The sequence below is a fragment of the Thalassotalea fusca genome, assembly GCF_053485835.1.
In genome coordinates this window covers 128,064-148,704 of sequence record NZ_JBQRUN010000002.1, presented here as the reverse complement: position 1 = coordinate 148,704, position 20,641 = coordinate 128,064, and the positions used below count along the sequence as shown (strand labels likewise).

16 protein-coding genes are annotated in these 20,641 nt (G+C 40.2%); 4 read left to right on the top strand and 12 right to left on the bottom strand.

All coding sequences use genetic code 11. From position 1 onward, the window contains the following. Positions 1-12 precede the first annotated feature (12 nt). Complete coding sequence (locus ACSLUK_RS03025) at positions 13-1,056, bottom strand: alkene reductase (protein WP_448547036.1); 1,044 nt, start codon at positions 1,054-1,056, stop codon at positions 13-15. A gap of 130 nt (positions 1,057-1,186) precedes the next feature. On the opposite strand from ACSLUK_RS03025, the gene ACSLUK_RS03020 reads away from it, so the two are divergent. After that, positions 1,187-1,768 carry a TetR/AcrR family transcriptional regulator gene (locus ACSLUK_RS03020; protein WP_448547035.1) on the top strand — a complete coding sequence of 194 codons (582 nt, stop codon included), beginning with the start codon at positions 1,187-1,189 and terminating at the stop codon, positions 1,766-1,768. Positions 1,769-1,797: 29 nt separating this feature from the next. Here ACSLUK_RS03020 and ACSLUK_RS03015 read toward each other — a convergent pair whose 3' ends face one another. From ACSLUK_RS03015 to ACSLUK_RS02995, 5 genes are all read right to left on the bottom strand, one after another. Beyond that, positions 1,798-2,118 (bottom strand): hypothetical protein, encoded by a 321-nt coding sequence (locus ACSLUK_RS03015; protein ID WP_448547034.1) that lies wholly within the window; start codon positions 2,116-2,118, stop codon positions 1,798-1,800. Beyond that, entirely contained in the window at positions 2,111-2,644 is a 534-nt protein-coding gene (locus ACSLUK_RS03010) for an RNA polymerase sigma factor (protein ID WP_448547033.1), read from the bottom strand. The genes ACSLUK_RS03015 and ACSLUK_RS03010 overlap by 8 nt, the downstream gene beginning before the upstream one ends. Positions 2,645-2,646: 2 nt before the next feature. Next, positions 2,647-3,009 carry a DUF6249 domain-containing protein gene (locus ACSLUK_RS03005; RefSeq protein ID WP_448547032.1) on the bottom strand — a complete coding sequence of 121 codons (363 nt, stop codon included), beginning with the start codon at positions 3,007-3,009 and terminating at the stop codon, positions 2,647-2,649. Between the two features lie 186 nt (positions 3,010-3,195). Then, positions 3,196-3,615, bottom strand: coding sequence for a hypothetical protein (locus tag ACSLUK_RS03000; protein WP_448547031.1), 420 nt, complete (start codon positions 3,613-3,615; stop codon positions 3,196-3,198). A gap of 25 nt (positions 3,616-3,640) precedes the next feature. Then, positions 3,641-4,189, bottom strand: coding sequence for a zf-TFIIB domain-containing protein (locus tag ACSLUK_RS02995; protein ID WP_448547030.1), 549 nt, complete (start codon positions 4,187-4,189; stop codon positions 3,641-3,643). A gap of 260 nt (positions 4,190-4,449) precedes the next feature. Between ACSLUK_RS02995 and ACSLUK_RS02990 the strand changes: the two genes are divergently transcribed. The 3 genes from ACSLUK_RS02990 (at position 4,450) to ACSLUK_RS02980 (ending at position 12,468) form a co-directional block, all read left to right on the top strand. Then, positions 4,450-5,079 carry a DUF1449 domain-containing protein gene (locus ACSLUK_RS02990; protein WP_448547029.1) on the top strand — a complete coding sequence of 210 codons (630 nt, stop codon included), beginning with the start codon at positions 4,450-4,452 and terminating at the stop codon, positions 5,077-5,079. A 71-nt stretch (positions 5,080-5,150) separates the two neighbouring features. Then, a complete protein-coding gene (locus tag ACSLUK_RS02985) occupies positions 5,151-7,133 on the top strand; it encodes a hypothetical protein (protein ID WP_448547028.1) in 1,983 nt (660 codons plus the stop codon). A 103-nt stretch (positions 7,134-7,236) separates the two neighbouring features. Continuing rightward, positions 7,237-12,468 (top strand): DNA repair ATPase, encoded by a 5,232-nt coding sequence (locus ACSLUK_RS02980; RefSeq protein WP_448547027.1) that lies wholly within the window; start codon positions 7,237-7,239, stop codon positions 12,466-12,468. A gap of 149 nt (positions 12,469-12,617) precedes the next feature. On the opposite strand, the gene ACSLUK_RS02975 is transcribed toward ACSLUK_RS02980, so the two are convergent. The 6 genes from ACSLUK_RS02975 to ACSLUK_RS02950 all read right to left on the bottom strand — a co-directional run bounded on the left by ACSLUK_RS02975 (position 12,618) and on the right by ACSLUK_RS02950 (position 20,626). Continuing rightward, entirely contained in the window at positions 12,618-14,225 is a 1,608-nt protein-coding gene (locus ACSLUK_RS02975; RefSeq protein ID WP_448547026.1) for a hypothetical protein, read from the bottom strand. 199 nt (positions 14,226-14,424) lie between these two features. Then, complete coding sequence (locus ACSLUK_RS02970; RefSeq protein WP_448547025.1) at positions 14,425-15,759, bottom strand: hypothetical protein; 1,335 nt, start codon at positions 15,757-15,759, stop codon at positions 14,425-14,427. Further along, complete coding sequence (locus ACSLUK_RS02965; protein ID WP_448547024.1) at positions 15,760-16,683, bottom strand: glycosyltransferase family A protein; 924 nt, start codon at positions 16,681-16,683, stop codon at positions 15,760-15,762. Positions 16,684-16,707: 24 nt separating this feature from the next. Further along, positions 16,708-17,844: a glycosyltransferase family 4 protein gene (locus ACSLUK_RS02960; protein ID WP_448547023.1), complete on the bottom strand. Its 1,137-nt coding sequence runs from the start codon at positions 17,842-17,844 to the stop codon at positions 16,708-16,710. Positions 17,845-17,881: 37 nt separating this feature from the next. Continuing rightward, positions 17,882-19,381, bottom strand: coding sequence for an asparagine synthetase B family protein (locus ACSLUK_RS02955; protein WP_448547022.1), 1,500 nt, complete (start codon positions 19,379-19,381; stop codon positions 17,882-17,884). Beyond that, a complete protein-coding gene (locus ACSLUK_RS02950) occupies positions 19,382-20,626 on the bottom strand; it encodes a hypothetical protein (protein WP_448547021.1) in 1,245 nt (414 codons plus the stop codon). Between the last annotated feature and the right edge of the window lie 15 nt (positions 20,627-20,641).

The window sequence follows — 20,641 nt, the reverse complement described above, 5'->3', positions numbered from 1 at the left end:
GCAGATCTTCGATTAAATGAGCGTTGCCAGCATTTCCTCACTATATTCCACTAATTCGTCGCCGTTTTTTACTTTGTTGACGTAATCAGGGTTAGCAATAAATGGGCGACCAATTGCTATTAGGTCGAAGTGATCAGACGCGATAGATTCACTGGCTGTTTCAGCAGTGTAGCCACCAACGCTGACGAGTGTTTTATTATAGTGACGGCGAATATAGCTGGAGACGCGCCCTCCCAAATAGTCAAATTCCATCGCATCATCAAATATACCGACATGCAAAAATGCTAAGTCACGCGTCGAAAGTTCTGTAAGCAACTTATCGAATACTTCGCGATCTCTAGCGTCTTGCGACATATTGAAGTATGCGCCCGGGCTAATTCGCAATGCCGTACGCTCCTTCCCGATACGAGCAATGATAGCGTCGACTACCTGTAACGGAAACCGCACCATGTTTTGTGCATTGCCACCAAAATCGTCGGTACGCTGATTACTGGCAAAATGCAAAAATTGGTCAATCAAATAGCCATTGGCGCCGTGAATTTCAACACCATCAAAACCAGCTTCAATGGCATTTGAGGCTGCCTGCGCATAATCTTCAATGAGTTGGGTAATGTCTTGAGTTGTCACTGCTTTTGGCGTTTGATAGACCAACTCTCTCATGCGAGGAACCGTTCCTTCTACTTTAATCGCTGAAGGAGCCAGTACATCACCACCACCAAAGAAGTACGGATGGGCAACACGGCCAGTGTGCCATAACTGTGCGAAAATTTTACCACCGTTATCGTGTACTGCTTTGGTCGCTTTTCGCCATCCGGCGATTTGTTCGGCTGAGAATAGGCCAGGTGTGTTGGGATAACCTTGACCATCGGGGCGAATAATTACCGCTTCCGAAATAATAAGTCCTGCGCCTGCGCGTTTAGCGTAATAAGCAGCCATGTCATCTGTAGGTACCAAATCATCGTCAGCCATACAGCGAGTTAGCGGTGCCATTAATATTCTGTTTGCCAACGTAATGTGGTCATTCAACTTGAAGGGTTGAAATAAGTTATCTGTCATGTTGAAGGTCTCTTTCTTGAACGTTTATTCAAGATATAGATATTTGAACGATCATTCAACTACTTTTTTGAATAATCGTTCAAGATTGGTTACAATCACCACAATTCAATCGATTGCGATGAGGTAGAAATTGCGAAACGCAGAATTTAATCGTGAAACTGTCTTGCGTAGTGCCATGACGGCTTTTTTAGCAAAAGGCTACACCAAGACCAGCATGCAAGATCTTAAGCAGGCAACTGGCTTGCATCCTGGTTCAATCTATTGTGCGTTTGAAAATAAGCGCGGGCTATTACTGGCTGCATTAGGCCAATATAAGGCTGATAGAAATGCCGAATTTTCTCGTGTTTTTACAGGAGATGGCAGCAAGTTGCAGCAGGTTGAACAATATATTAATCATGTTGTTGAAGAGTGTCTCACTTGCGATTCAGCACGAGATTGCTTACTTGCCAAAGCATTAAATGAAGTTGCTGAGCAAGATGACGAGATCCAAACGTTTATCAGCGACAACTTGATTGATTGGGAAAATGCGATCGCAGGACAGTTGCAACTCGCCATTGATGCTGGCGAATTAAACGGTGAAAAAAACGCCCAACACTTAGCGCAATATCTGGTTATGGGGATCTATGGTTTGCGCACATTTGCACATACACACCCCAAGCCTGAAGTACTTCATCGTTTAGGGAATAAGTTGTTCGTAGATATCTGCCGCTAGCCAAACATAACGATGTCACGACAAATTTACTAATCAAGTAGCTCCATCAAATGCGTGAATAGCCAAATCACGCAAGATAACGCAAAGACCGTCACGCTGGTCGTAGAAAAGCTATTCAAAAATAGCGGATGTGCCCCAGTGTACGGATATAAAATCTGAACGATTGCCACTATGCCGAGCGTCACCAAGACTAAAGCTATTGCCAAATAACACCAGCGATTAATGCTGGCTGTTAACTGCGTTTTTTGCGATATTTGTTCAAGTACTGATGATGAAAAGTGGTTGTCAGGCAACACTTGTTCGGCAATTTCATGTTTTAGCCATTGCTCAAAGTCGTTACTGTTATTCATTCACAACTCCTTGATTTTTAGTTTGGTAATAATGAAACAATCGCTGCTGCCCTCTTCTTATGAGTGATTTCACGGTTCCTAACGGCGTTTCTAGAATTTTGGCAATTTCTTGATGACTCAAATCGTGTGAAAAGTGCAGCAAGATCATTGCTCGCTCTTCAGGCCGCAATGATTGTAAAAGATGCTCTGCGGTTTTCGCTGCCACTATTTGTGGTTCCATTTCAGTTACTGCTTCAATTATTTCGTTAGTAGCAAATTCAACGGTGCTATTTTTGCGGTAAAGCTTGGCAAATTCCTGATAGGCGATTCTAAATAACCATGATAGAAACTTGCCGTCGCCACGAAAACTGTTGATATGGGTGTAGGCACGAATGAACGTTTCTTGTGCCAGTTCATCGGCGATAGCATCGTTATGTACTAACCTACGCAGAAAATTTCGTACCGCCGATTGATGCATCTTAACTAGATGTGCGTACGCGTGGTGATCGCCATGTTGTTTTACATTGCGAATAAGCGCATCTTCCATGACTAGCTCTTATTTGCACGTGTGCGTGATAAGCCTAAATAGACTAAGCCGAGCGTTATCGGCAGAAATCCAAATATCCAACCGAATCCACCAACTGGCATAAATGTCAGCGTTAGTACAATGCCACAAATGGTCAGCATTACACCTTTTCGCAAGTCTCTATATGCTTGATTTTCTTGTTTGAAGCCGATAGTGGTTAATACTTCTGAAGTGAGCGCCTTATCTGAATCGATAAGCTTCTGTAGCGTTTGTTGTTTCATGGTTCTTTGCTTGTTAGCGACAAGCAACACAACTATTATCAGCGCTGTTACACATACAGCCGCAGTTACTTGCAATACTAAATCATATAACATGTGTTCATTCATCACGCTCACCTTACCTTAGTTATTCATATACAGTTGCAGCGATTCTTAAATAAGTTTAAAAAATCTGCTAACAAATAGTTGCGACCAGTTATATTAATGAATGCATGAACCATGAGATTGGATGCACAATTGATACAATAAATTGTCAATTGTGCGTCTTAGTAGACAATACGCAGAAGAAAAAGATTAGTCGGGTAGGCTTTTATCCAGAGACTTAAGTGAGCGTAAGAACAAGCCCAAACCACCAATCGCAAGTACTAAAATGACCAATAAATCAAAAGAAGTCATTGTTTTGAAAGAAAAGCGAATGGATGAAATAACACCGAATATCAGTGCAGTAAGTGAGCCAAGCGTAAGTATCCAGCCGACAATATTCTTACCATTATAAAAAATCAAACCAATACCAAAAATAAACGGTAACATGATGGTACCGCTGGTAATATTGTAACTTCCACCTAGCGCATTAAATCCGTATAAGCGTGAACTCATACCAAAAGTTGATGAAACAGTAATAGCATTGAATAACAAATAAAATCCGCCGCACATCATCGCAAGGCCAATAAAAAAGTGGCCAAGCCCGCCGGACGTTCCTCCTGCACCTCTCATGGTGACTCCTTATCTTAAATCTAGGTTATTTTTCCGCTGTGTACGGGTCTTCTGCTAGCAAATAGGCTTTTAAGTCGTGTTTATTCGGTTGTGAAGATAACCAATCACGCATTTCTTTAACCGTTTGGTAGTCTTCCTCGCCAAACTTGTCTTTGTATATTTCAACGAAGTTATCTTTAGTTGAATTCATGCGAACATTGCGTTGCCAATAGGCAGTAAGTACAGCATTCAACGAGCCGGCTAACTTTTCTTGCTTAAGTAGCTCCCATTCGCCGTTGTCGAGCCACACGCCACCTACACTCGCGCTATAGTCAATGCGATGTTCAGTAGTATTTGATAACCGAAATTTTCGCATGATTGTACCGGTAACTGGGCACAATAGTGCATGTTTGCTTTCTTCAATTTCACAGCTGACACGTTCGTCGAAAACGTGTTCTGGGTGTCTTTCTTTCCATGCAACGTAATCTTCTATCAATATCCAGTTGCCTTCACAACTAGCACATGTGTGTGCTCTGAATAAACCTTCAATGAAGCTTGGAATTAAATCACCCTGCTGACAACTCGTACATTTCATTACTTTACATCCTTTTTACATGTTATTATCGAGATTGGTGAATGCATAATATAGCGTTCTGATAAAAACTTTCACATATATCATTGCATTATGTGAATGTAGCTAGCATATAAATTACCCTTAATGCTCGCACATATATAGATCAAATTTATTTTTCACAATACATTTTTGACATATTATGTCCAGCGTGTATAGTGAAAAATAAATTATAAGAAGTAATCAGTGTTAAAAATTGCTGATTTTAATTTTAAGGATGAAATATGACCCAATTATTCGAAGTTGCCGCTCAGTTTCCTACCGTTATTTATTCTGTGTTATTAGGCATCGTCGTCGTTTATTGGATCATCGGAATGTTTGGTATCGTTGATTTAGACTTAACTGGCGATACGGATGTTGAAGTTGATACTGAAATTGATGGTTCTGTAGGCGGATTAGCAGGTCTAATGTTGACCTTTGGCTTAACCGGCATTCCTTTCACGCTAGTGATCAGCATTATTATTCTCATTTGCTGGTTACTCAGTTTCTATTTGCAACTTTATCTATTGAGTTGGTTGCCTGATGGTTGGCTATATTATCTCTTTGGTACGGTTGCCGACTTCATCGTTTTTCTTATTGCTTTGCCTATTACCGCTATCGTGATTCGGCCGCTAAAAGGCATGTTCAAAAGTGTAGAAACAACGACGAGTCAACATTTAGTTGGCAGAGATGCCACTATTGCCACAGGCCATGTTACTGAAACCTTTGGTCAGGCTAAATTATTCAATGATGGTGCAGAAATTCTACTAGATGTTCGTTGCGCACCAGAACACAGCCTTAAAATGGGCGATAAAGTTTTGCTCATTGATTACTCAAAAGAAAATCATGCCTACATCGTAGCGCCTTATTCATAAACTTACTGAAAATAACCCATACATTAATCGTTCACGGATGTGATAATTATATTTATAAAGAGGACATAAATATGGTAACGGAACCACTTTTCCTAGCAATTGGCATTGGCGTTTTATTCGTCTTTTCGATGCTTATCATGGTTGCTAAGTTTTATAACAAAGTTGAGCAAGGGCAAGCGTTAATTATTAACAAGCTAAGAGCCGAACCCGAAATCAGTACCACTGGTGGTTTGGTCATTCCTGTCATTCACAAAAAAGAGATCATGGACATCTCTACTAAACGAATGATGTTAGAGCGTAAAGGTCGTTCAGGCCTGATATGTCAGGATAATATCCGTGCTGACATCATCATAACATTCTATATTCGAGTGAACGAAACGAAAGAAGACATCCTACGTGTGGCCAAACAAGTGGGTTGTGATCGTTCTTCATATCCTGAAACGCTGCAGGAACTATTTGAAGCCAAGTTCTCTGAAGCGTTAAAAACAGTCGGTAAACAGTTAAACTTTACGGAACTGTTCACACAACGGGATATATTCCGCGACAAAATCAAAGAAGTGATCGGGCAAGACTTATCAGGTTATGTTTTAGAAGATGTCGCAATTGATTTCTTAGAACAAACTTCGATTCATGATCTTGACCCTAACAATATTATGGATGCTGAAGGTATCAGACGGATCACTGAATTGACTGCACAACAATCGGTGGAAACTAATGATCTTAAGCGTCAGGAAGAAATTCGAATTAAGCGTCAAGACATCGATGCCGAAGAAAAACGACTTGAGCTTGAGCGCCAGCTGGCGGATGCAGAAGCGAAACAAGCACGTGAAATTGCTACAGTAAAAGCACGAGAAGAAGCAGAAACAGCGAAAATCGTTGAAGAAGAACGTGCAAAAGCTGAGCAAGCTCGTATTGCAACAGAGCAAACTGTTGCTGTGGCAGAAGAGAACAAACAACGTGAAGCAGATATTGCAGAGCAAAATCGTTTACGTGCGGTAGCGATTGAAGAAGAAAAAGTGACTCGTGCACGTCAAATCGAATCAATTGATCGCGAAAAAGAAGTGGAAACACTGCGTATTGACAAAGAAAAAGCGTTGGAAGTTGAGCGCAAGAATATTGCAGAAGTTCAGCGTGAACGCATAGTCGTTGAAAAGAACGTGGCGGAAGAAGAAGAGCGTATCAAAGACTTACGTGTGGTTTCAGAAGCAAATCGTTTGAAAGAAGAACAAGTGATTAGAGCGAAAGCCGAAGCAGAAGAAGCGTTAGTAAAAGACATTGAATCTGCAAAAGCGCAAGAGCAAGCCGCAGAACACCTAGCTCGTAAGATGCAAACTATTGCAGAAGCAGAACTGAAAGCAGCGAGTAAGCAGGCAGAGTCGAAAAAAATCTTAGCGGAAGGTGAGCAGGCAGAAGCAGCTTCGCAAGGATTAGCTGATGCACAGGTCACATTGGCACAAGCAGATGCACAAGAGCGTCATGGTGAAGCAGAAGCGAAAGCACTAGAGCTGAAACTTACTGCAGAAGCTAAAGGTATTGAAGAAAAAGCACTGGCAGAAGCGAAAGGTTTACGTGAGAAACAAGAAGTACTCAATGCCATGTCAGAGCAAGCGCGTGAATTTGAAACGTTTGGCCTACGCCTGAACCAGGAGCGTGAATTAACACTCGCGAAATTGGGTAACAGCGTAGAGTTGGCCGAGAAGCAGGCGGATGTCTTAGGTACAGCACTGAGTGATGCGAATATCAATATCATGGGCGGCGATGGTGAATTCTTACGTCAGTTCATGAAGTCAATTACGGTGGGTAAATCACTTGATGGCATTGTCAGTGAAAGTGATACGGTACAAAGTTTGTTTAAAGACCACCTAAACGGAAATCGCAACATTGTTGAAGATTTAAAAGGCGTAATGTCTGGTGCCGCTGACTCTAGTGAAGCCTTGAAAAACTTCAACATGGCGAAGTTATTGTCAACGTTGAATAATGCAGATGACGCGCAAAAAGGCGCATTAGCGAGCTTACTGAATGGCGTACAACAAAATACGTCTGACGTAAAATAGCACGTTTTGCTGTAGTGACATGTGCCTGCACCCACACCGTAGGCGCATGTATTATTCTTTGCCTTGATAGTAAAAGGCCGTAATTAGGTATCACGGAGTCTACATGACAGATAAGGATAGCGTCACCAACCAAGCAGTCGCTGAAGGTGGATCTTACGAACTTATTCAACGCCGACTAACGGCCTTGGGTAACGATTTACAATCTCAAATTAAGCAGTTAAATGACGAGCGGATGCAAACGTTTGGTGCTACTGACATGGCCGTTGAAGCGCGCGTACGTGTTCGTACCGAGCATAACTGTATCGCTCGAGATATCGCTGCAATTGGCGATACTTTGTTGTTTGGCTATAACGTGTTTCTCGGACTAAAGCGCAATATCTCAGTAGCCGATGTATTCAGCTTGCATCAACTAAAAGAAGTGGATGGCGAATTTGAAATAGTAGACCTTGAGCACAAAGGCAGCTTCTTGGACGACGCAACCTTTGTCAGAGACTTCGAAGAACTTTATACCTACTACAAGAAAACTTATCTAACGCACGTTTATCGTCAGGGAAGTAAGCTGTTCGCGGTATTTCGCATTGGCGAGCGCATAGATGATATTCGCGTATTCCAATGGGGCATCGACGTTAATCATCAAGTCACTTATATCGATAACCGTGGTGAGCGCGAAGTCAAACAACCGGACAACTTTGATTTTGAATGGCAAAAAGTTTCTCGAGAACAACAAGAACAAGGGAAGCATCCGCACTACAATTTATTCGATACACTGTTTGTTGAAGCGATTGGCGGCTCTATTACGCTCAAAGTAGAGAACAATACCGAAGACGGTGAAGGTATCTACACAGAGCCAGTAGATGACGAACATCAATCATTAGATGATGCCGATATTCAATACGCCAAAGTTGGCGATTTAATTCTATTAAAAATCAGACCCTACCGTGAAGAAGAAACCCGTCACCTTATTTATAACTGCAAAACTCATCAGGTACTGCGGCAAGATGCCATAGGGCATGCTTGTATTCAGCTGCCGGAAGATCATGGGATTATATTTCCCGGTGGTTACTATTTGCAAAATGGTGAGCATAAGAGCTTTGATGACGATGCGGAAGATTTACAACTACATCGCATTGTCAAATCCCCAAACGGTGAAGACTTTCTCTATATTTTCTATGAACCCAATGAAGGACAATATGCGCTATTTGGTTACAACCTGATCACCAGAACACTGCAAAACCCGATTTATGGACACGGACAAAGCCTCTACAACAATGGTCGCGCAATTGTCTTTACCGCTGAAAATGAGCCATCACGTGTCCATGCGATGCAGATTTGGCAAACACCGTTTTGTAGCGACGAGCATGCCAGCAATCAACCGGCAGACAATAGTTTCTTTGGAAAAATAGGCAACCCTGAGTTGGTAAAAGGGGTATCTGATTTATATGGTGTAGCAAAATTAATTTCAGTAGAAACACCAAGTACGCAGCACTTCAATGATTTAGTTAAAGCGTCACACCAACTATATGACAAATATCACTGGCTTGCTGACGATAAGTTGGCCGCTCTTAATGATCTACTCAAGCAGGTTGCGTTAACGGCCGAACTGGTACTGGATGAGTTTGAAAAAGTTGCTAGCATTCAGGAAAACTCTAATGCGGTAATGGCGCAGGCGCAAGAAAAATTGGCGTCACTCATCCAAGCAGTTCAGCCACAGCGTTTTGATCACGCAACGCAGTTTGTTGAAAGTTTGACCGAACTGGCGCAGTTTAAGGGCGAAATTATTTCGCATAAAGACCTGAAGTACATCGATGTCGAATCGCTCGACATGATGGAAGTTCAAATTGATGAACTCACACAAAACTTGAGCCAAACGACTGCAGATTTCTTGCAACAAGATAAAGCGTTGGCGCCCTATCAACGTAAAATTGACGAACTAGCGGCATCTATCGAAGCAAGTGGATCAATTACTGCACTAAAGCCTATTCGTAGCGAAATTGAGTTGTTGGTTGAAGGCTTAGAATTGCTCAACCACACCATGTTGTCACTCGATATTGAGGACAGCCGACAGAGAACTCGAATCCTAGAAGACATTTCCAGCGTATTTAGCCAAGTGAATCGTGTCAAAGCGAGCGCCGATCTAGCTGCTAAAAATGTAGGAAGTGAGGAAGCTCGCGCGGAATTTGGTGCGCGCTTTAAGTTATTAGGCCAGAGCGTTACCAGCGGCTTAAATGCCAGTGACTCCCCACAAGCCTGCGATCAGCAACTATCACAAATTTTAATTCAACTGGAAGATTTAGAAAGTCAGTTTAGTGATTACGATGAGTTCTATCAGGAAATTTTAGCGAAAAGAAACGAAATATACGATAACTTCGAACAGCATAAACAGCAGTTGATGGACGCGCAGCAACGCCGTTGTTTAAATCTTATGACAGCGGCGGAACGCATTATTGAAGGTATTGTGCGTCGAAGTCAGAGCTTCAATGATCAAGATACATTGAATAGCTACTTTGCGGGTGATCCAATGGTGGCCAAGTTGAGGCAGCTTATCGCCCAGCTACGTGAGCTTGACGATCACGTACGAGCAGATGACGTTGAAGCGCAACTAAAGAACACTAAAGAGCAAGGTATACGTGCATTACGCGACAAGTCAGATATTTATTCTACAGACGGGAGTTTGGTAAAAATAGGCGACCATCAGTTTTCCGTAAATCGCCAATCGTTAGAACTCACTTTGTTGCCGCGCGACGATTCGATGATGCTGCACATTAGTGGCAGTGAGTATTTTGAAGCTATAGATAGCGCCCTATTTGCTGGTACAGAGCATTTATGGCAACAAGAGCTTATTTCAGAAAGTGATACGGTTTATCGAGGTGAGTATCTGGCGGCGAGCTTGCTGTTCGAAGCTGAACAACAAGGGACAATGGCGCTAGCTGAATTAGCAAAAGCCGCTAAAGAAAATCGACTCGCTAACTTCGTTAAGAAAGCGGCCGAACCTCGTTATCAAGAAGGCTATGACAAAGGCGTACATGACGCAGATGCAACTATTATTCTTGAAAAACTATTGAGCTTGCGTGAACAAATTGGCCTGTTAGCATATCCTGCAGATGCAAGACGGTTAGCGGTGTGTTACTTCGTAAACTTACCTGAAGAGCATCAGCATGACTTGATAAACCGTTGTCATAATTTACATTTGATGGAAAGCACCTTCGGGCCTAATCACTTACGACAACAATTGGTCGAAGAACTCTCGCACAATCTATCTACATTCATTATTGAACATAAATGGCTTGATACAGACACCCCATTGGCCGCCATGTATTTAGTCGAAGAGTTATCTTCAGGTAAGCCTAATTTTGTGGTTAAAGAAACATGCGTTGAGCTAGGCAATCAAATGCTTACGCAGCTAAAGCATAAGAGTTTAGAAGAGCAAATAAATAACGCACTTGCTGCGTGTTCAACACTTGCGCAGCGATACCAGTTATATCACGCCTGGTTAACATCGTTTGGCAATCATCAAGAACTAGAACTTAGACCTGATGCACTAGAAGAAGCGGCGACTTATTTATTGTTCGAACAACGGGTAGCATATTATCGTTCAAATGCTGATAGTGAAGGGCAAGTTGATGGATTGCTTGGGCAACACCAGAATATCGTCGACCGAAAGTTAACGATTATTTATCAAGAGTATATTGCTCGTCTACGTGAATTTAGTTTAGTGCAAGTACCTGCGTTTAAGCAGTTTCATCAGCAAAAGCAAGCGGTATTATCCGGGCAAAGAAAACGCTTACGCTTATCTGAATTTAAGCCAAGTGCTTTGTCGTCTTTTGTTCGTAATAAATTGATCAATGATGTGTATTTTCCAATTATTGGCGCGAATTTAGCCAAACAAATTGGTGCTGCTGGTGATAATAAACGCACCGATCTCATGGGCTTGTTATTACTCATATCACCGCCCGGTTACGGTAAAACTACCTTGATTGAATATGTGGCGAGTAAGCTTGGCATGACGTTCGTGAAGATTAATTGCCCTTCGATAGGCCACGAGCAAGTCTCACTAGATCCGGCACAAGCCACTAACTCAACGGCCAAAAATGAAGTAGAGAAGATTAATCTGGCATTTGAAATGGGTAATAATGTGATGTTGTATCTGGACGATATTCAGCATACGAATCCCGAATTTTTACAGAAGTTTATCTCGCTTTGTGATGGCTCACGAAAGGTTGATGGTGTTTGGAACGGTGAAAGCAAAACCTACGATATGCGTGGTAAAAAATTCGCGGTCGTTATGGCAGGTAACCCTTATACTGAGTCGGGCGAAGCGTTTACTATTCCAGATATGCTCGCAAACCGTGCAGACATCTATAATCTGGGTGATACCCTGAGTGGTCGAGAACATGAATTCTCGCTCAGTTTTATCGAAAATAGCTTAACCAGTAATTCTTATATTGCGCCTATGGCAACACGTGATATGGCTGACTTATATAAGTTAGTCGCGATGGCTGACGGACAACCTATAGCCAGCACGGAATTGGCACATAATTACTCGCAAGCAGAAATTAATGAAATTGTTGCAGTGATTCAACGTATTCGCAAGATCCAACAAACTGTGCTCAAGGCCAATGAACAATACATTGCGTCTGCTGCACAAGATGACAAATACCGCACCGAACCACCATTTAAGTTGCAAGGCAGCTATCGTAATATGAACAAGATGGCGGAAAAAGTGGTACCAGTGATGACTGACGAAGAGGTCGAGCAACTCATTGCTGATCATTATCGTGGCGAAGCACAAACGTTAACCATTGGCGCAGAAGAGAATCTACTCAAGCTAGCTGAATTACGTGGTACATTGACAGATCAGCAGGCCAAACGTTGGCAGCAGATTAAAGAAGACTATGTACGCCATCAAAATTTAGGTAGCGGCGACAATCCTATGGTGACGATTGCTAATCAAATCTCCTTGCTGCAAAAAGGACTAAACCAAATTGGCGAGGGATTACAAAACACTCAGTCAGGTGGATTAGATTCGCTCAATGAAACACTGGCTAACTTGAAATTACAAGTGAATGTGGAACAGTCAGATAATGAACACCTAACGAGTTTGTTAACAGAATTTTCCTCGAATTTGGAAGCGTTTTTAGTGCCGTTGGTCGACACGTTGCGAAGTAACAAACAATTGGATGAAACGCTCATTAGTCAGTTGTCTACACTATCAATCGGTGAAAAATCAATAGGTGAAACGAGTGCCAAGTCTAATGGTGAAACGCATGTGCAGAAAATTAGTCGTGAGCTTTCGCAAGACAAAGAAAGTAGTAGTGATGCGGTTATCGTAAAATAAAGTTGTGTAGCGTATTTTATTAAAAAGGGTGGCTTAGTTAGTAAGCCACCCTTACGGTCTCTAATGACATCAAACCTTGTTAGTAAGGCCCGATTAAGTCCAATATTCTGTTTCTAAAAATTAGTGAAATTCAGAATCTTAGTTTATTCCTATTCAAACAATGTAATGTTAGATACTTGATTGTTTGAACCAGAGTCATGTATTCCAGGGTTTAGATTGGTAAACTCAATGCGATCAATTGTATTGTTTCTTGATTCACCATCTAATCGAATACCACCGTAGCTTTTATCTTTACTGTCAATTGCCGGAGAAATGATTGCGTTGCGAACAATATTAGAGTATCTCAACCCATCAAATCGGGCAGTTGTCCAACCTGCTGAATGCGCTTCTGCGTTGATCCAGTTGTTATAGAACCAAAGTCCTTCCTGTTTTTGGAAGTATAAAAGCGGACTTTCTGCTATGACTCTTTCGCCTGTGTAAGGGAGTAAAGATGAAATAGTGTTACCAGAAATTACATTGCCTTGAGAATACTCGCTCGCTCTAAATACAATGGCAAATGCTCTCGCGTGATATATTTCATTGCGTAACACTTTAACGTCTTGGTAACGACCACCAAACTTGTATTCAGCTACTATGCCTGAGTGAGGGCTGTATACTTTGTTATCTGAAATGGTGACATTTTTTATCATATTCCAAGATTCTAACACCGTCAGTGCACCTGAATTATGAACGCAATTGTTCTTAATCCACGCACCATCCATGTAATGAGACTTAACTGCTGGCCCGCCAATTGGTTCTTCAAAGCTAGTTTGTTCTGTGCCACAACCTTCGACAGAATTAAATAGGTTGTTTTCTACATAGAAGTTTTTGCCATTGATTCTAAAGCCATTTAAATGATAATTTTTCACTGTGTTTGAAATTAACTTCACATCTGAAAAATTACCATCTTGGTCAAAGTAAATACCTACACCACCTTTTAAACCGTAGCGTTGTGTTGGTTTTTCAAAGTTTTGCAAATCAAACAAGTTGTTGGCAACTATGATATTTTTGCTATTAACTTGGCTTGCGCCAAGAAAAATTCCAACTTTTTTGATTTCAAAGAAATTATTCTTGATGATGTTTGCGTCAGCCACATTATTCAATAGAAGTCCTGAACCTCTTGGTCTAGGGTCAGTATCAGAATTTAGCGGCTCTAAATGCATGCCTAATCCAGCACGCTTAAAAGTATTATTGATGAGCTGGACTTTATCTACATATGCAATTGCAAGCAAATCTTGTGCGCTTTCATTAAATAAGGTGTTGCTAATACTTATATTTTCAACACGCTTAGAAAGAGATTTAGCACCAAGCAAAACAACGGCATGTTTTTGGATGTTTTCACCTTCTTCGTTGTTCTTTCCATTGATGATGATATTATTAATATTAAGGTTAGAGATATTCACTAACTCTAAGCGATTAGTAACAATCTTAGGTCGGTCTTGATCGTTACCTTCACCGATAATAGTCACGCCATCTAAGCGCAGGTCATCTGTCGAAACCCAATCAAGCCAAAATACCTCATTTTTTCTAAACAATAGTGGTTCGCCACTTAGCGCGACTTGTTCTAAAGCTTGAATAAATTCAGCAGAGCAATCTCTTTCTGCTTGTGTTGCATCACAAAAACTATTGAATTCTAGTGCATTTGCACTATGCGTAAACGATAAAGCTAATGCAGCTTTAATCGCTATTAAGAATGTGAGCGAAATGTTAATTTTCATAATTATCCTTTAGAGAGTATTGTCCATTAAATCAAATGTAATTTAGGGCGGTATGTTAATTCCATTTACATTAATTAACAACCGTGAACGCTTGTTTATGTGCAGCAAGGTCTAAGGCGTACCTAGCAATGTTTACTGATAAATTTCATAAAAGCTTGATGAAAAAATAAATGCTAAATTTAACAGATATCTACATTAGTTAAGCGAGGCTTTTTTGTGAGAGTAAATTTATTTCAATGAATTCTTGCCTAGTCCAATACCAATTATTAAATACACTTTGGGCGACTAATTGCACTACAATTGGAACAATGATTAACGTGTAATTCAATTCGAATAAAACAATGGTTAGTCCTACGCAAAAAGCACCAGTGATGAGAGATGCCTTTAGAAACGGCACTTTGTTTGACGACATAATAAAATTCATTGATATATTTCGATTGAGCTCGAGTAAGTAGAGTAACGAGAAAAGCACTAAAGCGAGCAATGAAGGAAGTTGAGTTTTTGAATCTATCATATTGAGCAATAAATCACCCAATACAATAAAGGCAAGAAACGAAACGCTACCCATTATCAAGCAGACTTTACGAATGTTACGCTGCAATTTGAGTAATTGGGTATGCTTTGATTTCTGCCTAAAGGTATTTAATAGTGGTGTTTTTATTGTCATATACAGCAGACTAATGGAGATAATTACCGAGAAAATGTTTAGTGCGAGAGAATATGCCCCTGACTCAGAAAGTGGTAAATAGGCTGCCACGATTAAAACTGATGCTTTACCGACCAGAAAATTACCTAACGTAACTCCACCTAGCTTAGCCGCATTCGGAATAAGGTTTCTAAGTACGCTGTGACTACCATTCTTAAATTTGGGGTCATAGTGAGCAAGCATGTTGAACGTACTAACCTCAAGTCTAGCGTGGACGTAGTATATTAGTGCAGAACAAATACGTGCGATGGCGACGGCGAGTAGCCCATAGTCAAATAAAATGAGCGTAATCGCGAGTGCAAAAAAGACAATATTACTGATGCTACATACGCGATAAATCGACGCAACATTATTTGTGCCAAAAAATATAGCGTTATAAGTTAAACAGAATAAATTGATAATAATTGCGATGGAGTACAGTACCCATTCCAGTGTGATATTGGTGGTGTACTCTGCTGTTAATGGCCTAAAATAGTAAAAATATACGAGGGCTAAAAGTAGCCCGACGATGATTGCAATCATCGAAAAGATTTTGCGTGAACCTATATATAGCTGAGTAAATAGCGCATCACTCACTTTCTCATGCGAGGTATGGCTAATGCCCGATTTTTCAATAGAGTCAGCACCAGCAAGCAAATAGTTATATTGACGTGCAAATGTTGTCGTCAATCCAAAATCAAACACAACGATGAGGCCGTAGAATACGACAAACACCATCCAGAGAGAGAAAGTTTCAGCAGAAAATTGAGCCAAGGCAAATGGCATAATTATTAGGCTGCTGGCGATGCTCGATATTCGTGAGAAGTAACCCCAAAATAGTACAGACATTTAACTGTCCTTAATTGTGGCAATATCTTTAACAAATAATAAACTACCTAATATACAACCTATGATAAATGCCGCAGGATAAAATATTTTCAAGGAAGTGAGTTTTTTTAAAATAGGCTGCTTATCATGCAATAAGTACCTTGTATAATTGCCGTACATTTTTATTTTCGACTTAAAATTGATTTGTTTTAGCAAGCCATCCTCTCTAAGCATGCGTTCAAAACGTAGGATAAGGCCCTTAGGGTTGTTCATACAAAGCTTAGCAAAGTTATTGCTTATTCCTTCTTGCTGATATTCAACAATCTTAAATGTATCATTCACACACAAATACTTATAATCAATATCAAAATCCAAAGTAATGAGCGCTTCCGGCATGAATTTCTCACCTGCGATTATCGGAAATCGCTTATTCTTTAGAAGATCAGAACGAACAAAGTCACACCTATCTCCGCGCATATTCAATTGATACGCATTAGCAACGATTGTTGAATACATAGGAGAACTCGGGAACTTATCACCCAATACATCTCCTTTATTCAACTGCGTACACAACCCAATGATACCCGCTATATTCTGTTTGTTTTCAATATCTTGCCATATTTTTTGTGCTCTAGATAATGCTGATTCCGCTAATAGGTCATCTGAATCTAAAACAATAATTAGCTCCCCGCGAGCTTCTTTAAATATAAAATTTAAACAGCTGTGTTTTCCTTCATTCGATTTCTTGATGTAGGAAAAGGGAATAATATTGTCTGCTTTAACTTGTTCAACAAATGCTTGAATATCATCAGTGCTTCCGTCATCTATCAATAACCATTCAAAGTTGGCCGCCACGGCGTGATTTTGCAACAAGCTGCTGTATAAACGAGGGAGCAAATGCGCACGGTTGTATACTGGTGTACCAATGGTAAATTGAAACTGCATCTCTATACTCGAATAAATTAGATATTAGATATTGGCATTAAGTTCTTGCTCTGTGGTTTTGCGAACATCGATGGCCTCCATTGCATTTCGTGCATTGTTAGCAATAGTTTGAAATAGCGATTGATCTTCCACTAATTCACTTACCAAATTGGCATACTGTTCTACATCATATGACTGTGCTAATAAACCGGTATTGCCGTGAACAATGAATTCAGGTATCGCACAAGTATCAAAAGAAACGGTTGGCATTCCAGATGCCATTGCTTCACACATAGAGACGCCTTGAGCATCCATCCTAGTCACAGCAAGATAAATACCATGCTCAGCGTGAATTTTTGGGATATCCTTTTGATTGATGAATTCTGGTTTTAATGAAAATTCCGATTGCGAAATGAGCTTGCTAGCTGTATCGGCTATTATGCTCTCATCCTGGCCTTGGCCATAAAGTGTCGTTTTGAATTCGTCATTGAGCTTGCTGGCTGTTTCAAGCAATAAATCAACGGCGTATTTGCCTCGATATATTAGTGGTCTAATACTGAGTAATTTATGGCGATTCTCCCAATGATCGGTAAATCTAAAATGCTCAGTATCTATGCCATTAGGGATAACTAAAGACTTATCAGTCAAATCTATTCCTGTATGCCTAATCGATTCATGCAACATCCATTTGGATGGCGTGACGAATTTGCAGGGTACATTTGGATGGTTAAACTCTTTTAACGTCTTAATCATCCGCTTAATTAAATAGCAGTCACGATATAGCCATCGAGCAACCGTCTTTGGGCTATGCCATTTAATATCTTCACGACGACTATGCCAAATTGTTTGAGATTCAACCCCGTGGATGAAAAAAAGAGTTGGTAACCGTTCTTTAAGTACAGTTTGATATAAATACTCAGCATCAACAGACTTATCAAAGCGATGCATTAGCAGGTGAATCATTACCCGATCTGCATTTTCAAGTGATTTCGCAAGAGTTTCAACATCGGCCAAAATGACTTTGACACCGTCGATTTCGTATTCAAAATTATTTTTTGCTGGAACCAATACTATCACTTCATGACCTTTAGCAACATATTCTACATTTCTTGTATGAACAAACATGTGGCTATATGGGCTATCTTGAGATGGGTAGCGACCAGTTAATACGACTATTTTCAATTTGTCAGACCTAATTTTATCTATTATTGATTCGGTACTAAGAGTTACCGTAATTACCAAAACCTGGTACGTATCTGGCGAGTAATCGCCAAACAAGTGCAATTTTGGGTTTGATTATGTTTGGAGTAGAGATCTTATATCCATTTTCAAACTTAACTTGTTTAAACTTTTGAGCCACGCCTTGCCAAATGTCGCATAATGTCTTGAATCTTACAGTTCTTAAAAAATCTTGTTTAATCAATGAAGAGAAAGTAATTGGGTCTGCAAAAATTGGTACAATTTGCCCGTATTGCCCATTGATTAATAACGCTCCATTGTTGATAAACCTAGCGCCTCTACCCCAAATAAATTCATAATAGGTAACTTTCGCATAATCATCTATGTCTAGATCGCTTGTTCTTTGGGTGAAATCTTCAAACAGCATATCAAATTCGCTTGAAGACAAATTATTATACCTTCTTTTGAAGATTTCATGAGCACTAAAACCACGAACAGAGTATAGAATTGGAAAAAATCTGTATAATTCTCCGAGTAGTCCACCCACATGCATCCTGACCCCTCTTTGCAAGGTGTCGCCTAAAAAGCCATCAAAAATTATGTTTGCACCATTTGACTGGGTAGCGACTTGTCGATAACTCGCCAAAAATTCTGACTTAATCATTTCAGGAGGCGTTTCGCATATTTCGGCGTAAATCGCCTTTTCATTGCCTTGCTTAATCGCTTGACTGAATTCAAACTCGATGAAGTTATTAAATTCCCGAGCATATTGTCTAGCTATTGGCCTATCGCCACTGTTTGCAGGCCCATAGCAGTATCCAAATGAGAATTTTGCCGCACTCAAAATCAATCGCGAGTCCATGCCACCAGAAAGTGGTAATTGTCGTTTGGACTCAGGAAACTGCTCGATGATTGAGCTGAATCTATTGACAATTTTTTCGAGTGAAATAGGTGCTGACGACAATACATCAGCATACTTTTTTACGGCGGCGTCGTTGTATAATATGCTACCAGGCTCCATTCGATATACATCTACATATTTGGTGTGATTACCAAATAGGTGCCCTAACTTGTCTAAAATTTGTACGAATTTGGGGTCGGGGTCCAGCGTTAAATCACTTCTCTCAAATGCTGTAAGGGTCGGCGTCAAATATAGCTTGTCGTTTCTCAATGTATAGTAATGATTGGATAATCCCATGGGATCATTAAACAGGAATGTTTTGTCCTCCGAAACAAAGAGTGCAACAAATACTCCACCAGTTATGTTTAGCAGTGCGTCTTCGGCGTGATGGTTTAAATCGTTAAAGAGTCCAGAAATATCATTTAATTTGTCTTTATACAAAATCCACCCAGAAACATACACCCTAGCTTTGTTCTCTTCATCTTGCTGATAGTGATATCCCTCAGTGTCCCCGTGAAATATAACTTCTCCTCTAATCCCATGAATATCCGTGAACTGATAGGATTCATGAAGTTCTTGAAATTCTAGTTGAGACTGATTTAAGGTTTTAGCGTTACAACCCAGATAGAGGCCTATCATCTATTTGCTAGTGCTCCTGTTCGTATGCATTTTTTTTAAATTTAGTGCTGTCATAGCCCCGAGTAATATGCCTATCGTACCAGAGGTCCAAATATGACCACTTAATTGCGATAGACACAGTAAAAGGAAACTGATGATGAATACATATGGGGCTATATCCGATTCATTTCGAATGGTATTTCTATGGGAACGGTATACACCCCAAAAATAAAATGAGGTCAATGCGACAAGTGTAAAGACGCCATAGAGATTAAATATGTCAATACTATCTATTTCTACACCAACAAAACCCTTAAGGTCTTTTTGACCGAGCGCCTGTCCTTGTCCAAATAATTGTTCGAATAAATTGCTCTTATTTAGAACAACCTCTGCTCTACTTTCTGCCATATCATCACGACCAGAAAGTAGTATTCCCATCAAGCCTTTCTGATTGTAAAACCACATAATACGATCGTAGAGACCTATTTGCTCTAATATATCGACAATAAGATATGCGATTGCGGCACCGATACTAATTAAAGGTACAAATATGATGACCTTTAAACGAGTAAAAAAATACAAGCGGTTCCGTTCATTTGCTATTGGAATCAAGAATACAATTAGAACAGAGGCGATCATTGTCGTTTTAGTCGCAACCGAAATTCCACAGATCACGGTGAACAATCCGAGCAATATATAGGAAGGTAGTTTTCCGTTATTCCAAACATAGTGTAAAGCGAAACCGAAGGTAACCAAGAAAGCACCACCAAGCTCATTTCCTGCTAATATCAAACCAGTGGAACCAGCCCCTTCGTCACCAGTCAATTGATAAGTACTTTTACCTAGACCTAATGCCCCTAATATGAAATTGAAAGATAAAATAAAAAAACTTATCCACAAAATTCTTTCAATGCTATTACTAGCAAATTGTTGGTTAATCTTAAAAATACTGCGGAAATATAGAAAAACTATGATTGGTGTCATGATTTTTAATATTAACGCGAAATCATAAACAAAATAAGCTGTTTTACCGTGTAACGCTAGTTGGTAAAATGGCCCGATGAAGAAAAAAAGGATGCCACTAACAATCCACAACATTGCCTTGAGATTTTGTTGTCCTAATAATATTAACAACAAAAAAACTAAGGGGGTCTTGTAAATAAGTGAAATCTTAAGGTCAACTCCCAAATAGATAACAGCAAATCCTGCAAGCATGTCCGCAAGTAAATACACAGACATCATTAAGATAGTTAGTTGATGCCACAAGATATTTTCGTTAAA